Genomic DNA, 13,372 nt, shown 5'->3' with positions numbered 1-13,372 from the left:
GTCATGCAGTGCTCACAAGTCTGTCTTTGTGGGGATACTCACAACATGTCTGCCGAGTACGCGACCTTCGGCCTGGCACCGGCGATGCGAGCCGGTGGCGTCCTCGCCAACGGTGACTACCAAGCGCACCGGGACTTCGTGGACTTCATCGTCGACGGACGCCCGCTGCTGTTCCAGCTCTCCGACCTCGACGCCGTCTCCCCACTCGCCTCCGACGTCCCGCCCTCGATCTTCACCGCCCAGGTGCGCAGCCTGCTCCTGGAGGCCGAGGCACCCCTGACGCGCGGCCGGTACGTCATCTACGGCTGCCCCGAATGCGCCGACCTCGCCTGCGGAGCCGTCACCGCGGTCATAGAGCGGGCCGGCGACGACTATGTGTGGCGGGACTTCGCCTGGCAGACGGAGGAGGAGGCCGACCTCAAGCTCAACGGCTACACGGGCATCGGTCCTTTCCGGTTCCACGGCCCCGAGTACCGCAGCGCACTGCAGTCCCTGCTGCGGGAGAACGCCGCCGAGCCGTCCGCCCGGCGCCGGGTCCTTCTCATCGGTGCCCGCGTCGCCGTGCTCGCCAAACTCGCCGCCGCGCTGCGCGCCATCGGGATCGGCGCCGACATAGCGCAGGACGCCACCGGTGTGCCCGCCGAGGAACTGCGCTCCTACGGGGCGGTGGCCTTCGGACAGGCCGTCGGCGAGGCGGACCGTGCCGCCGTACGGCTGGCCTTCGACCGCGCCGGAGTCCAGGTCGCGTACGTCGACGGGCTCGCCCCGATCATCCCCCTCCTCGTCGCCCAGATCGAACACGCCCTCGACCGCAGCCCGGCGGAACAGCGCCGCCTCACCCGCCTCGTCGCCGCCGGCGGACAGGCCGGCATCGAGATCACCTCCACCTGCCGGGTGGAGCTCACCGCCTACCGCCTCGACCGGCTGTACCGCACCCACACGTACAGGTTCTTCGACGGAATCCTCCCGGCGGGCCGACACCGCATCGGACTGGACCCGAAGGCCGTGAAGGGAGAATCGTTCATCGTGGCCCGGACCTCGGGGACGGTGCTGGTGGAGCCGATGGCGCGGTGAGATCCGAGGCCGCTGGGAGGAGCCGCCCCCCTGTCGTTAGGATCGCCCCCTGTGACCGCCACCCTCGTCGTCAAGAACCTCGCCGCCGGCCACGGCGACCGCTCGCTCTTCTCCGGGCTCGACCTCGTCGTCGCCCCCGGGGATGTCATCGGGCTCGTCGGCGCCAATGGCGCGGGCAAGTCCACGCTGCTCCGGCTGCTCGCCGGTCTGCTCCCGCCGGAGCAGGGCGAGCTGCGGCTCTCCCCGCCCACGGCGACCGTCGGCCACCTCCCGCAGGAGCCGGAGCGCAGGGAGGGCGAGACCGTACGGGAGTTCCTCGCCCGGCGCACGGGTGTGGCGGAAGCCCAGCGCCTGATGGACGAGGCCACCCAGGCGCTCGTCGACGGCGCGCCGGGAGCGGACGACGCGTACTCCACCAGCCTGGAGCGCTGGCTCGACCTGGGCGGCGCCGACCTCGACGAGCGGGCGGAGGAGGTCGCCGACTCCCTCGGCCTCGGCGTCGACCTCGACCAGCTCATGACCGGCCTCTCCGGCGGCCAGGCCGCCCGCGCCGGACTCGCCTCCCTCCTCCTCTCCCGCTACGACGTCTTCCTCCTCGACGAGCCCACCAACGACCTCGACCTGGACGGCCTGGAACGGCTCGAACGCTTCGTCTCCGGCCTGCGCGCGGGCACGGTCGTCGTCAGCCACGACCGCGAGTTCCTCACCCGCACGGTCACCAAGGTCCTCGAACTCGACCTCGCCCAGAACGAGATCCACCTCTACGGCGGTGGATACGAGGCCTACCTGGAGGAACGCGAGACGGCCCGTCGGCACGCCCGCGACGACTACGAGGAGTACGCCGACAAGAAGTCCGCCCTCCAGGACCGCGCCCAGATGCAGCGCTCATGGATGGACAAGGGCGTCAAGAACGCGCGGCGCAAGGCGAGCAACGACAACGACAAGATCGGCCGTAAGTTCCGCAGCGAGGCGAGCGAGAAGCAGGCCGCGAAGGCCCGGCAGACCCAGCGCATGATCGAACGGCTCGACGTCGTCGAGGAGCCCCGCAAGGAGTGGGAGCTGCGCATGGAGATCGCGGCCGCACCGCGCTCCGGTGCCGTCGTCGCCACCCTGCGCGACGCGGAGGTGCGGCGGGGCGACTTCGCCTTCGGCCCGGTGTCCCTGCAGATCGACTGGGCGGACCGTATCGCCATCACCGGCGCGAACGGAGCGGGCAAGTCGACCCTCCTGGGTGCCCTGCTCGGCCGGATCCCCCTGGACACGGGACACGCCGCCCTCGGCTCCGGCGTCCTCGTCGGCGAGGTCGACCAGGCCCGAGGGCTCTTCCTCGGCCCCGAGCCCCTCCTCGACGCCTTCTGCGCGGCCGTCCCCGACACCGAGCCTGCCGAGGTCCGCACCCTCCTGGCCAAGTTCGGCCTGAAGGCCCACCACGTCCTACGCCCGGCGGTCACCCTCTCCCCGGGCGAACGCACCCGCGCGGCCCTGGCCCTCCTCCAGGGCCGAGGCGTCAACCTCCTGGTCCTCGACGAGCCGACCAACCACCTCGACCTCCCCGCCATCGAACAACTCGAATCCGCCCTCGACTCCTACGAGGGCACGCTGCTCCTGGTCACCCACGACCGCCGCATGCTGGACGCGGTACGAGTGACACGCCGCGTCACTGTGGAGGCCGGCAAGGTGACGGAGAGCTGAGGGCGTCGTTTTGGCGGCGGGTGGGTGGCGGCTGGTCGCGCAGTTCCCCGCGCCCCTGCTTTTCAGGGGCGCGGGGAACTGCGCGAGCAACCACGACGGACCCGCTCCGGGGGGTCGAAGGGGCGCAGCCCCTTGGGATGGGAACGGGTAGGGGCGGCGGGGGCGAGAAACCCCCGCCGAACCACTCAGCGCCGCTTCGGATCCACCAACCCCGCCCGCCGCAACGCGTCAGCCATCGCACTGTTCGCCGGAGCCGCCGCAGCACCCCCCTGCCGGGAACCGCCACCACCCCCACGCCCCTGCTGCCGAGGCGGCTGCGACCCACGAGCCCCCCGCTGAGGCCGCCCAGCCACACCCGGCTGCCCCTGCCCCTGTCCTTGTCCCTGCCCCTTGGGCGCGGCCTCGTCATCCAGCCGCAACGTCAAGGAGATCCGCTTCCGCGGAATGTCGACGTCGAGCACCTTCACCTTGACGATGTCACCGGGCTTCACCACATCCCGCGGGTCCTTGACGAACGTCTTGGACAGCGCGGAGACATGCGCCAGCCCGTCCTGGTGGACACCGACGTCGATGAACGCCCCGAAGGCCGCCACGTTCGTCACGACACCTTCCAGGACCATCCCGGACACCAGGTCGGAGATCTTCTCGACGCCCTCCTTGAAGGTCGCCGTCTTGAAGGCCGGCCGAGGGTCACGCCCGGGCTTCTCCAGCTCCTTCAGAATGTCCGTCACGGTCGGCAGACCGAACGTCTCGTCGACGAAGGCGTCGGCCCGCAGCGACCGCAGGACCCCCGTGTTGCCGATGAGCGCCGCCACCTCCTGACCGGAGGTCTTCACCATCCGCCGCACGACGGGGTACGCCTCCGGGTGCACGCTGGACGCGTCCAGCGGATCGTCGCCGCCCCGGATCCGCAGGAAGCCCGCGCACTGCTCGTACGCCTTCGGGCCGAGCCGTGCCACGCCCTTCAGCTGGGAACGCGACTTGAACGGACCGTTGGCGTCCCGGTGCGCGACGATGTTCTCGGCGAGCCCGGAGGAGATGCCGGAGACCCGCGCGAGCAGCGGCGCGGACGCCGTGTTCACGTCGACGCCGACGCCGTTCACACAGTCCTCGACCACCGCGTCCAGCGACCGCGACAGCTTCACCTCGGACAGGTCGTGCTGGTACTGCCCGACACCGATCGACTTCGGGTCGATCTTCACCAGCTCGGCGAGGGGGTCCTGGAGACGGCGCGCGATCGACACGGCGCCGCGCAGCGAGACGTCCATGCCCGGCAGCTCCTGCGAGGCGAAGGCGGAGGCCGAGTACACGGACGCGCCGGCCTCGGACACCATCACCTTGGTGAGCTTCAACTCCGGGTGCTTGGTGATCAGTTCACCGGCGAGCTTGTCCGTCTCACGGGACGCCGTGCCGTTGCCGATCGCGATCAGCTCGACCGCGTGCTCCTTGGCGAGACGCGCCAGCTTGGCGAGGGCCTCGTCCCACTTGTTGGCCGGGACATGCGGATAGATGACATCGGTGGCGACGACCTTGCCGGTCGCGTCGACCACGGCGACCTTGACGCCCGTACGGAAGCCGGGGTCCAGCCCCAGCGTCGCGCGCGTGCCGGCGGGGGCGGCGAGGAGCAGGTCGCGCAGGTTCGCCGCGAACACGTTCACCGCCTCGTCCTCGGCGGCCGTCCGCAGCCGCAGCCGCATGTCGATGCCGAGGTGGACCAGGATGCGCGTCCGCCAGGCCCAACGGACCGTGTCCGTCAGCCACTTGTCGGCGGGCCGCCCACGGTCGGCGATCTGGAAACGATGGGCGACGATCCCCTCGTACGACGAGGGACCGGGCTGCTCGGAGGGCTCCTCCGGCTCCAGGACGAGGTCGAGGACGTCCTCCTTCTCGCCGCGCAGCATCGCCAGGATGCGGTGGGACGGCAGCTCGGTGAACGGCTCGGCGAAGTCGAAGTAGTCGGCGAACTTGGCGCCCGCCTCCTCCTTGCCGTCCTTCACCTTGGCGGCCAGCCGGCCCCGCACCCACATGCGCTCACGCAGCTCGCCGATCAGGTCGGCGTCCTCCGCGAACCGCTCGGTGAGGATCGCCCGGGCGCCGTCCAGCGCGGCCTGCGGGTCGGCGACGCCCTTGTCGGCGTCGACGAAGGCCGCGGCGGCCGCGAGGGGGTCGACGGTCGGGTCGCCGAGCAGCCCCTCGGCCAGTGGCTCGAGACCGGCCTCGCGGGCGATCTGCGCCTTCGTCCGCCGCTTGGGCTTGAAGGGCAGATAGATGTCCTCCAGCCGCGCCTTGGTCTCGGCACCGCGGATCTGCGCCTCGACCTCGGGCGTCAGCTTGCCCTGCTCGCGCACGGAGTCGAGGATCGCGGTGCGCCGCTCCTCCAGCTCCCGCAGATAGCGCAGCCGCTCCTCGAGCGTGCGCAGCTGCGCGTCGTCGAGCATCTCGGTCGCTTCCTTGCGGTAGCGGGCGATGAAGGGCACGGTCGAACCGCCGTCGAGCAGCTCCACCGCGGCCTTCACCTGCCGCTCCCGTACGCCGAGTTCCTCGGCGATCCTGCCTTCGATGGACCCTACGAGGGGTGTCGTCACGATCCCGTACCGCCTTCTCCACTGGGGTTGCGCGGCAATTGTGGCAGGTGGCACCGACAGCGGGGGACAGGGCGTGATACTCGTACGGTCGTCCCCGGACAGACGGGGAGCCGGACGCGTGGTCGCGTCCGGCTCCGGAGGTCTACGTCCCGGCCGTACTCAGGCCCGACGGGCTCGCCCGGTGCGGCGCGTCGAGCTGGACGCGCCGCCGAAGAGCCGGGCCAGGGCCCGGAACGGCAGCGTCACCACCGTCGCGATGGCCCCACCGATCTGGCGCAACACATCTGCGATCGCACGGAACACGTATTTCCCCTTTCCTTTCCCGGCTGGCTGGGCCAGGAAAGGACGAGTACCGCGCCCCGCACCGTTCATGCCCGAACCGATCCGCTCAGCTTTTGCCCGTCATCCCCGCCGGGAACGCCCCCGCGGAGAGCAGAACCGTCACCAGTCCGCTCATCAGCTCGGTGAGCCGCTGCACCCCGGCCGCGCCCAGATGCTCGTACGGCGCCAGGTCGAGGCGGTCCGTCGCGGCCTCGATCTGCTGACGGAAGGCGACGCCCGTCTCCGTCAGCTCGCCCTCGGCGTCGAGCAGTCCGCGCTTCCTGAGCCGCGCGCTCGCCGTGTCCCAATCGTCCCGGGTCCAACCGCGCGTGCCGAGGACCCACTTCGGGGACATGCCCTTGCCGGTCGCGGTATGGCTGACCAGGGCCTCGACCGGATCGAGGCCGGCGTCCATGAGCGCCGCGAGATGCCCGTCGCCCCGGTGCTCGCGCAGCAGCGTGCTCGCGTGCCAGAGGGCGAGGTGAGGGCGCTCGGGTACGGGGAGATCGGCGTGCGCGGCGTACAGGGGGCGCGCGGTCCTCGCGCACGCCTCGGTGGCGCGCAGCGCCAGCTCCGCCGCCTCGGCGACCTCCTTGGAGGCGATCAGCTCCTCGCCGAGCAGCCGTCGCAGGGTGGCGTCGACGGCACGTGCACGGGCGGCCAGTACCACCGGCGGCGACGCCGTCTCCCACACGGCGGGCACGTGCTTCGCCACCAGCTCGTACCGGAAGTTGAAGAACGTTGCCGTCACCACACCCGCGCCGACCCCGCCCATCGGCGCGGCCCGCACCGCGAAGTACGCCGCCCTCGCGTCCTCGACGCCCACGGCGGCCAGCTCCCGCCCGAGATCCGGCGAGAAGTAGTGCGCGGAGTGGAACGGATTGAGGAGGCTGTGGCAGCGCCGCCCGGCGCGCTCCGGCAGAGAAGAGGTCATGCCCGGAGGTTACCGACTGGTTGGTAGGTATGGCAGGGGTGGATCTGTGCCGACCAGAAGTCCCGGCCGCCTCAGGCGGCATTCCCGCGGCCACCCGTGGCAGGAAAGGTGGGTTACTCGTCATTGCGGTCATGGCCCCTCCGCCCAAGAATCGAGGACATGCGAACTGTCCTGGTCGTCCTCTTCGACGGCGTGCAGAGCCTCGACGTCACGGGCCCGGTGGAGGTCTTCGCCGGCGCCGAACAGCACACGCCGGGGACGTACGGCATCAGCACGGCCTCCCTGGACGGCACGCCCGTCCGCACCTCCAGCGGCCTCACCCTCGTCCCGGACCACGCCCTCGCCGACGCCCCCGCCCCGCACACCCTGCTCGTCCCGGGCGGCCAGGGCACCCGGCACCCCGCCCCGGAGATCGTCGCCTGGCTGCGCCGGCACGGCCCGCGCGCCGAGCGCCTGATCTCGGTGTGCACCGGCGCGATCCTGCTCGCCGAGGCGGGCCTCCTGGACGGCCGCCGCGCGACCACCCACTGGGCGTACTGCGCGAAGCTGGCCCGCGACCACCCGGCGATCGAGGTCGACCCGGATCCCATCTACATCCGCGACGGACAGACAGCCACCTCCGCCGGCGTCACCTCCGGCATCGATCTCGCCCTCGCGCTCGTCGAGGAGGACATCGGCCGCGACGCCGCCCTCGCCATCGCCCGCCACCTGGTCGTCTTCCTGCGCCGACCGGGGAACCAGGCCCAGTTCAGCGCCCAGCTCGCCGCCCAGACCGCCCGGCGGGAACCGCTCCGCGAGGTTCAGCAGTGGGTCACCGAGCATCCCGGCGACGACCTGAGCGTCGAGAGCCTGGCCGCCCGCGCCCGGCTCTCACCCCGCCACTTCGCCCGCGCCTTCCAGGCCGAGACGGGCATGACCCCGGGCCGGTACGTCGACCGCGTCCGCCTCGAACACGCCCGCCGCCTCCTGGAGGACACCTCCGACGGAGTCGAGGAGATCTCCCGGACCTGCGGCTACGGCACCTCCGAAGCCATGCGCCGCGCCTTCGTGAAGGCCCTCGGCACGGCCCCGGCGGAGTACCGCCGCCGCTTCCGCCCGGCTTCCGCTCCCACCCACTGAAGGGAACCCCCATGCAGATCGCCATCGTCCTCTTCGACCGCTTCACCGCACTCGACGCGGTGGGCCCCTACGAGACGCTCGGTCGTCTCCCCGACGCCGACCTCGTCTTCGTCGCCGAGGAGACCGGTCCCGTACGCACCGACACCGGCACTCTCGCGATCACGGCCGACAAGACGCTCGCCGAGGTCCCGAGCCCGGACATCGTCGTCGTCCCGGGCGGCCCCGGCCAGTTCGAACAGATGGAGAACGAGCGTCTCTTCGACTGGCTCCGGAGCGCCGACCGCACGAGCACCTGGACGACCTCCGTGTGCACCGGCTCCCTGCTGCTCGCCGGCGCGGGGCTCCTCGAAGGCCGCCGCGCCACCTCCCACTGGCTGGCCCTGGACTTCCTGAAGCAGTACGGCGCCGAGCCGACGGGGGAGCGGGTCGTGACGGACGGAAAGTACGTCACCGCGGCCGGTGTGTCCTCAGGCATCGACATGGGCCTCACCCTCGTCGGCCGGATCGCGGGCGACGAACACGCGCAGGCCGTACAGCTGATGACCGAGTACGACCCGCAGCCGCCCTACGACGCGGGCGCTCCGCACAAGGCGCCCGCCCACCTCGTGGAGGAGTTCCGCACCAACAGTCGTTTCGCCTTGATGTGACCCACCGGACAGGAGGCCTCACACCGTCCACGTGAACCGGGGCTGTCTGCGCTCCAGGAAAGCGGCGACGCCCTCGGCGGTGTCGCCGCTGCCGCGCGCCTGCTCGGCCCAGTGGGCGTCGCGGTCGGTGCGGCCGTTCGCGAACTCCTTGGCCGCCGCCTGTGTCAGCTGGGAGCGGGAGACCAGCACCCGCGTGAACTCCGCCACCCGCTCGTCGAGTTCGCCCTCGCGCAGCACCTCGTCCACCAGCCCCGTACGCAGCGCCCGCTCCGCGTCGATCAACTCACCGGAGAACAGCAGATACTTGGCGGTGGCCGGCCCGACCAGTGTCACCAGCCGCCGGGTGGAGGAGGACGGGTAGACGAGCCCCAGTTTCGCGGGAGTGATCCCGAAGAGCGACCCTTCCTCCGCGAACCGCAGATCACAGGCCGCCGCCAGCTGTGCGCCACCGCCCACACAGTGCCCGCGGATCGCCGCGAGGGTCGGCTTCGGGAAGGCCGCGAGGGCCTCCTCGGCGAGCCCGGCCCACTCCTGCGCTTCGCCGGGGGACTCCCGCAGCGTGGAGATGTCGGCCCCCGCGCAGAACGTCCCGCCCTCCCCGGTGAGCACCAGTGCCCGTACGGCGGGGTCGGCGGCCAGCCGGTCCAGCAGCGGCGGTAGCGCCCGCCACATCCCGGCCGTCATGGCGTTGCGCTTCGCCGGATGGTGGACGACGACGGTCGCGACCCCGTCGGCGACGGTGTCCAGCAGTTGGGGCTCCATGCCCGCGATGCTAGCCCTCACGGAGAGTGACCGGCTGAGGGGGGTGCGGGCGGGTCCGGCGTCAAACCCGTACAACCCGAATAGTTCCGAAAGCGGCACGCCCCGAACGGAGGCAGTCGTACGGCGGCCCAGCTCGAACACCGGCGATCTGAAAGTCGCCGATACACGCTGACTTCTGTTCAGGTCTCCGTGAACGGCGCTGAGTTACCAACACTCGACATGTGGTGACAATCGAGCGCAAGGGTGGCGACCGGACAATGGACGACCAAGGGCGCGGGAGCGACCCACGCCCTGGAGGCGACGGGCACGTACCCGACGCCCCGAGGCCGCCGGAGCCACTGCCTTACGAAGGGGTCTGGCGGTTCACCGCTGCCGCCGTCGACGCCTCGGTGCCGCAGGCGCGGCGCGCCGTCCGGGACCTGCTCGCCCGACAGGGTGTGCCGATCTCGGACGACCTCGTCCAAGGCCTTCTGCTGATCGTCTCCGAGCTGGTGACGAACGCCGTGAAACACGCGGCGCTGCTGTCGCCCACGCTCGCCGTCGAGGTCGCCGTCGGAGCCGAGTGGGTGCGGGTCTCGGTGGAGGACAACCACCCCTACCGCCCGACCGCCCTGGAGGCCGACCACGGCCGGCTCGGCGGCCGTGGGCTGCTCCTGGTGCGCGAGATCACCCTGGAGGCGGGCGGGGTCTGCGACGTCGAGCACACCGCGAGCGGCGGCAAGGTGATCTGGGCCGCCCTGCCGCTCAAACCCGCATACCTGATCCAGGGGTGAGGCGACGCGGTCACCAGCCCGCGGCCGGGCCCGTCAGCTCCCTGACCGCCGGACGGGCCGCGTCCAGGACCGTCATGAACCAGGACGAGAAGGTGTCCTCGGCGTGCCGCTCGGCCAGCTCGGCCGGGGTCACGAACGCGGTGGCCCCGACCTCCTCCGGGTCCGGCCGGGGCGGGGCCTGCAGCAGCCCGACGAACAGATGGTTGAACTCCTGCTCCACCAGGCCGGAATCCGGGTCCGGGTGGTTGTAGCGGACCGTGCCCGCCTCGCCGAGCAGCGCCGGGGAGACGCCCAGCTCCTCGTGCGTCCGCCGCGCCGCCGCCGCGAAGGGGGACTCGCCCGGGTAGGGATGGCCGCAGCAGGTGTTCGACCAGACGCCGGGGGAGTGGTACTTGCCGAGGGCGCGCTGCTGGAGCAGCAGCCGGCCGCGCTCGTCGAAGAGGAAGACGGAGAACGCCCGGTGCAGTTGCCCGGGTGGTTGATGGGCGGCCAGTTTCTCCGCGGTGCCGATCGTGGTGCCGTCCTCGTCGACCAGTTCCAGCAGGATCGCTTCCGTGGTTCCGTTCTGCGAACTCTGCACCGCGGTGGCAGGTGTGATCGGCATGCCCATCCTTCGCCTCGTTCTTCGAGCCTCAAGTCTGCCGCACGAAACCGGCGCTCCCGGCACTTCGCGCCAACCCGCATGTCCTACCCGTGCACCTCCTCGTGGAACACCCGCCGGCCGCGTGTCAGACCCCGAAGGCGGCCGGATACCTGATGGCGCCGGATGCCACCGACGGGGAACCGTCCAGCACCAGGGCCATCATCGCCGCGTCCGGCACGTCGAAACCCGGCCGGATGCCGTACTCGGACGCACGTACGAAGCCGAAGCGCGGGTAGTACTCGGGATGCCCCAGGACGAGGACGAGCCGTTCCCCACGCGCGCGTGCCGCCTCCAGCGCCGCGCGTACGACGGCCGCACCAGCCCCCTGCCGCTGATGGTCCGGCAGCACCGCGACGGGGGCCAGCGCCAGCGCGGGCACCTCGTCCACATGACAGCGGGTGATCAGCGCGTACGCCGCGATCGTGCCGTCCGGCGCCTCGGCCACGTACGACAGCCCCGGCAGCCATGCGTCGGGGTCCTCACGCAGCGCGTCGACCAGCCTGGCCTCCGCGTCGGTCTCGAAGGCGGCGGCGTTGACGCCGTACACCCCCTCTCGGTCCGCGGAGGTCTCCGGTCGCGTCGTCCAGTCGGTCGTCACAGACACAGCTTCGCCTCGTGTTCCGCGTGGCCGCCCGGCTCCAGCTGGAAGGTGCAGTGCTCGACGTCGAAGTGATCGCCGATGCACCCCTGGAGGTCGTGCAGCATCTTCTCGTGGCCGATGGAGTCCAGCGTGTCGGAGCCGACCACCACATGGGCGGAGAGCACCGGCATCCCGGAGGTGATGGTCCAGGCATGCAGATCATGGACGTCCTCCACACCCGGCAGCGCCAGTATGTGGGCTCGTACCTCGGCCATGTCGACGTTCTTCGGCGCCGCCTCCAGCAGGACGTCGAGGGTCTCGCGCAGCAGCTTCACCGTGCGCGGGACGATCATCAGGCCGATGACGAGTGAGGCGATCGGGTCCGCGGCCTGCCAGCCGGTGAGCAGGATGACCGTCGCGGAGATGATCACCGCCAGCGAGCCGAGCGCGTCCGCGGCCACCTCCAGGAAGGCTCCCCGTACGTTCAGGCTCTCCTTCTGGCCCCGCATCAGCAACGTCAGCGAGATCATGTTCGCGACGAGACCGATCGCACCGAACACGACGGTCAGCCCGCCCTGGGTTCCGACGGGCGTGATGAAGCGCTGGATCGCCTCGTACAGCACATAGCCACCGACACCGAGCAGCAGCAGACAGTTGGCGAGCGCCGCGAGTATCTCGGCGCGCGCGAAACCGAAGGTGCGGTTGCCGGTCGCCGGGCGGTTGGCGAAGTGGATCGCGAGGAGCGCCATGCCAAGGCCCACCGCGTCCGTCGCCATGTGCGCCGCGTCCGCGATGAGCGCCAGCGAATCGGCGAGAACACCGCCGACGAGCTCGACCGCCATGACGGTGAGCGTGATCGACAGCGCGATCCGCAGCCGCCCGCGGTACGCCGCTGCCGCCGTACCACTGGTCGGCGCGTGATGCGCGTGCCCGTGATCGTGCCCAGCCCCCATGGAAACCGCCCTCTCAGTGCGCTCGTGTGTTCGGCTCGCGATCACAGTGAACTACGGGCGGGGGGTACCAGGCAACGCGGCACTGAACACCGTTGTCATGTGCCCTGACCTGCGGAAACGATATGCAGGTCAGAGCGGTGCCCATGATCGGTGGCCGTTCAGAGGCCGTGGTTCAGCCGCCAGCCCTCCCAGGCCGATTCGACCATCTCGCGTACCCCGCGCCGGGCCGTCCAGCCGAGCTCCCGCTCGGCCAGCGCGGCCGAGGCGACCGCGCGGGGCGCGTCGCCGGGGCGGCGCGGTTCGACGAGCGCGGGCCGGCGGTCGCCGGTCACCTCGCCGATGAGGGTGACGAGTTCGCGGACCGAAACGCCTTCGCCGCGGCCGATGTTCACGGTGAGATCGCCCGCGCCCCCTTCGGCGGTGAGATGGCGGGCCGCCGCGAGGTGTGCGTGGGCCAGGTCGGCGACATGGATGTAGTCGCGGACGCAGGTGCCGTCCGGGGTCGGGTAGTCGTCCCCGAAGATCCGCGGGGCCTCGTCGCGCGTGAGCCGGTCGAAGACCATCGGGACGACGTTGAAGACGCCGGTGTCCGCCAGCGCCGGTTCCGCGGCGCCCGCCACGTTGAAGTAGCGCAGACACGTGGTCGCGATGCCGTGCGCCTCGCCCGCCGCACGGACCAGCCACTCACCGGCGAGCTTGGTCTCGCCGTACGGGCTCATCGGGGCGCACGGGGTGTCCTCGGTGATGAGGTCCACGTCCGGGTTGCCGTAGACGGCGGCGGAGGAGGAGAAGAGGAAACGCCGCACGCCGGCTCCGGCGGACGCCTCCAGAAGGGTGGCGAGAGCGCCGACGTTCTCCTGGTAGTAGCGGGTGGGCTGGGCGACGGATTCGCCGACCTGCTTGCGGGCCGCGAGGTGGACCACGCCGGTCACGGCGTGCTCGGCGAGTACGCGCTTGAGGAGGTCGCCGTCGAGGGCGGAGCCGTGTATCAGGGGGATGCTCTTCGGGAGGCGGCCCGGGACCCCGGCGGACAGGTCGTCGAGTGTCACGACCTGCTCGCCGGCGCCGGTCATGACCTTCGCCACGTGTGCGCCGATGTAGCCCGCCCCGCCTGTGATCAGCCATGTCATGCGGTCAACCTTATGTGGGGTGCTTGTTGTGCCCATTCGCCGTAGGGGGTGTGCAGGGTTGGCGGGTGCGGCTTCGTTCGTGGCTGGTCGCGCAGTTCCCCGGGCCCCTTGAGGGGCGCGGCCGGCGGCCTCCTGTCGAGGGGTGGCCCCCTCCCTTTG

13 protein-coding genes are annotated in these 13,372 nt (G+C 71.3%); 5 read left to right on the top strand and 8 right to left on the bottom strand.

Annotation, left to right across the window (positions count from 1 at the left end):
• The first annotated feature begins 45 nt into the window (after positions 1-45).
• Both JIX56_RS04750 and JIX56_RS04745 read left to right on the top strand, forming a co-directional pair.
• Complete coding sequence (locus tag JIX56_RS04750; RefSeq protein ID WP_257537499.1) at positions 46-1,074, top strand: oxidoreductase; 1,029 nt, start codon at positions 46-48, stop codon at positions 1,072-1,074.
• A 51-nt stretch (positions 1,075-1,125) separates the two neighbouring features.
• On the top strand, positions 1,126-2,766 hold the full coding sequence (locus JIX56_RS04745; RefSeq protein WP_257537498.1) for an ABC-F family ATP-binding cassette domain-containing protein: 1,641 nt from the start codon (positions 1,126-1,128) through the stop codon (positions 2,764-2,766).
• 185 nt (positions 2,767-2,951) lie between these two features.
• Here the strand turns inward: JIX56_RS04745 and JIX56_RS04740 are convergent, their stop codons facing one another.
• The 3 genes from JIX56_RS04740 to JIX56_RS04730 form a co-directional block, all read right to left on the bottom strand.
• Positions 2,952-5,351: a Tex family protein gene (locus JIX56_RS04740; protein WP_257537497.1), complete on the bottom strand. Its 2,400-nt coding sequence runs from the start codon at positions 5,349-5,351 to the stop codon at positions 2,952-2,954.
• A 159-nt stretch (positions 5,352-5,510) separates the two neighbouring features.
• A complete protein-coding gene (locus JIX56_RS04735; protein WP_257537496.1) occupies positions 5,511-5,654 on the bottom strand; it encodes an LPFR motif small protein in 144 nt (47 codons plus the stop codon).
• Positions 5,655-5,739: 85 nt separating this feature from the next.
• Positions 5,740-6,606, bottom strand: coding sequence for an SCO6745 family protein (locus tag JIX56_RS04730; RefSeq protein ID WP_257537495.1), 867 nt, complete (start codon positions 6,604-6,606; stop codon positions 5,740-5,742).
• A gap of 159 nt (positions 6,607-6,765) precedes the next feature.
• Between JIX56_RS04730 and JIX56_RS04725 the strand changes: the two genes are divergently transcribed.
• Positions 6,766-7,725 (top strand): GlxA family transcriptional regulator, encoded by a 960-nt coding sequence (locus JIX56_RS04725; RefSeq protein WP_257537494.1) that lies wholly within the window; start codon positions 6,766-6,768, stop codon positions 7,723-7,725.
• Positions 7,726-7,736: 11 nt separating this feature from the next.
• Positions 7,737-8,372, top strand: a complete 636-nt coding sequence (locus JIX56_RS04720; protein ID WP_257537493.1) for a DJ-1/PfpI family protein — start codon at positions 7,737-7,739, stop codon at positions 8,370-8,372.
• Positions 8,373-8,390: 18 nt separating this feature from the next.
• Here JIX56_RS04720 and JIX56_RS04715 read toward each other — a convergent pair whose 3' ends face one another.
• The gene (locus JIX56_RS04715; RefSeq protein ID WP_257537492.1) at positions 8,391-9,134 is read right to left on the bottom strand and encodes an enoyl-CoA hydratase/isomerase family protein; all 744 of its coding nucleotides are present in this window, start codon (positions 9,132-9,134) and stop codon (positions 8,391-8,393) included.
• Positions 9,135-9,391: 257 nt separating this feature from the next.
• Between JIX56_RS04715 and JIX56_RS04710 the strand changes: the two genes are divergently transcribed.
• Positions 9,392-9,907, top strand: a complete 516-nt coding sequence (locus JIX56_RS04710) for an ATP-binding protein (RefSeq protein WP_257550735.1) — start codon at positions 9,392-9,394, stop codon at positions 9,905-9,907.
• Positions 9,908-9,917: 10 nt separating this feature from the next.
• Here JIX56_RS04710 and idi read toward each other — a convergent pair whose 3' ends face one another.
• The 4 genes from idi to galE form a co-directional block, all read right to left on the bottom strand.
• Positions 9,918-10,511, bottom strand: coding sequence for an isopentenyl-diphosphate Delta-isomerase (gene idi, locus JIX56_RS04705; RefSeq protein WP_257537491.1), 594 nt, complete (start codon positions 10,509-10,511; stop codon positions 9,918-9,920).
• 124 nt (positions 10,512-10,635) lie between these two features.
• The gene (locus JIX56_RS04700) at positions 10,636-11,148 is read right to left on the bottom strand and encodes a GNAT family N-acetyltransferase (RefSeq protein ID WP_443031773.1); all 513 of its coding nucleotides are present in this window, start codon (positions 11,146-11,148) and stop codon (positions 10,636-10,638) included.
• Positions 11,145-12,083 carry a cation diffusion facilitator family transporter gene (locus tag JIX56_RS04695; protein ID WP_257537490.1) on the bottom strand — a complete coding sequence of 313 codons (939 nt, stop codon included), beginning with the start codon at positions 12,081-12,083 and terminating at the stop codon, positions 11,145-11,147. The genes JIX56_RS04700 and JIX56_RS04695 overlap by 4 nt, the downstream gene beginning before the upstream one ends.
• A 158-nt stretch (positions 12,084-12,241) precedes the next feature.
• Positions 12,242-13,213: a UDP-glucose 4-epimerase GalE gene (gene galE, locus JIX56_RS04690; protein WP_257537489.1), complete on the bottom strand. Its 972-nt coding sequence runs from the start codon at positions 13,211-13,213 to the stop codon at positions 12,242-12,244.
• Positions 13,214-13,372 lie beyond the last annotated feature (159 nt).

The organism is Streptomyces sp. CA-210063, from assembly GCF_024612015.1.
In the GTDB taxonomy this organism is placed as follows: domain Bacteria; phylum Actinomycetota; class Actinomycetes; order Streptomycetales; family Streptomycetaceae; genus Streptomyces.
Note: the sequence above shows the minus strand (reverse complement) of the source record. Positions and strands in the feature narration are given on the sequence as shown.

Bases quoted from the DNA above. Each gene is read 5' to 3' on its own strand.
- JIX56_RS04750 (WP_257537499.1), top strand. From the start codon at position 46: ATGTCTGCCGAGTACGCGACCTTCGGCCTGGCACCGGCGATGCGAGCC.
- JIX56_RS04730 (WP_257537495.1), bottom strand. From the start codon at position 6,606: ATGACCTCTTCTCTGCCGGAGCGCGCCGGGCGGCGCTGCCACAGCCTC.
- JIX56_RS04725 (WP_257537494.1), top strand. From the start codon at position 6,766: ATGCGAACTGTCCTGGTCGTCCTCTTCGACGGCGTGCAGAGCCTCGAC.
- JIX56_RS04720 (WP_257537493.1), top strand. From the start codon at position 7,737: ATGCAGATCGCCATCGTCCTCTTCGACCGCTTCACCGCACTCGACGCG.
- JIX56_RS04715 (WP_257537492.1), bottom strand. From the start codon at position 9,134: ATGGAGCCCCAACTGCTGGACACCGTCGCCGACGGGGTCGCGACCGTC.
- JIX56_RS04710 (WP_257550735.1), top strand. From the start codon at position 9,392: ATGGACGACCAAGGGCGCGGGAGCGACCCACGCCCTGGAGGCGACGGG.
- idi (WP_257537491.1), bottom strand. From the start codon at position 10,511: ATGCCGATCACACCTGCCACCGCGGTGCAGAGTTCGCAGAACGGAACC.
- JIX56_RS04695 (WP_257537490.1), bottom strand. From the start codon at position 12,083: ATGGGGGCTGGGCACGATCACGGGCACGCGCATCACGCGCCGACCAGT.
- galE (WP_257537489.1), bottom strand. From the start codon at position 13,213: ATGACATGGCTGATCACAGGCGGGGCGGGCTACATCGGCGCACACGTG.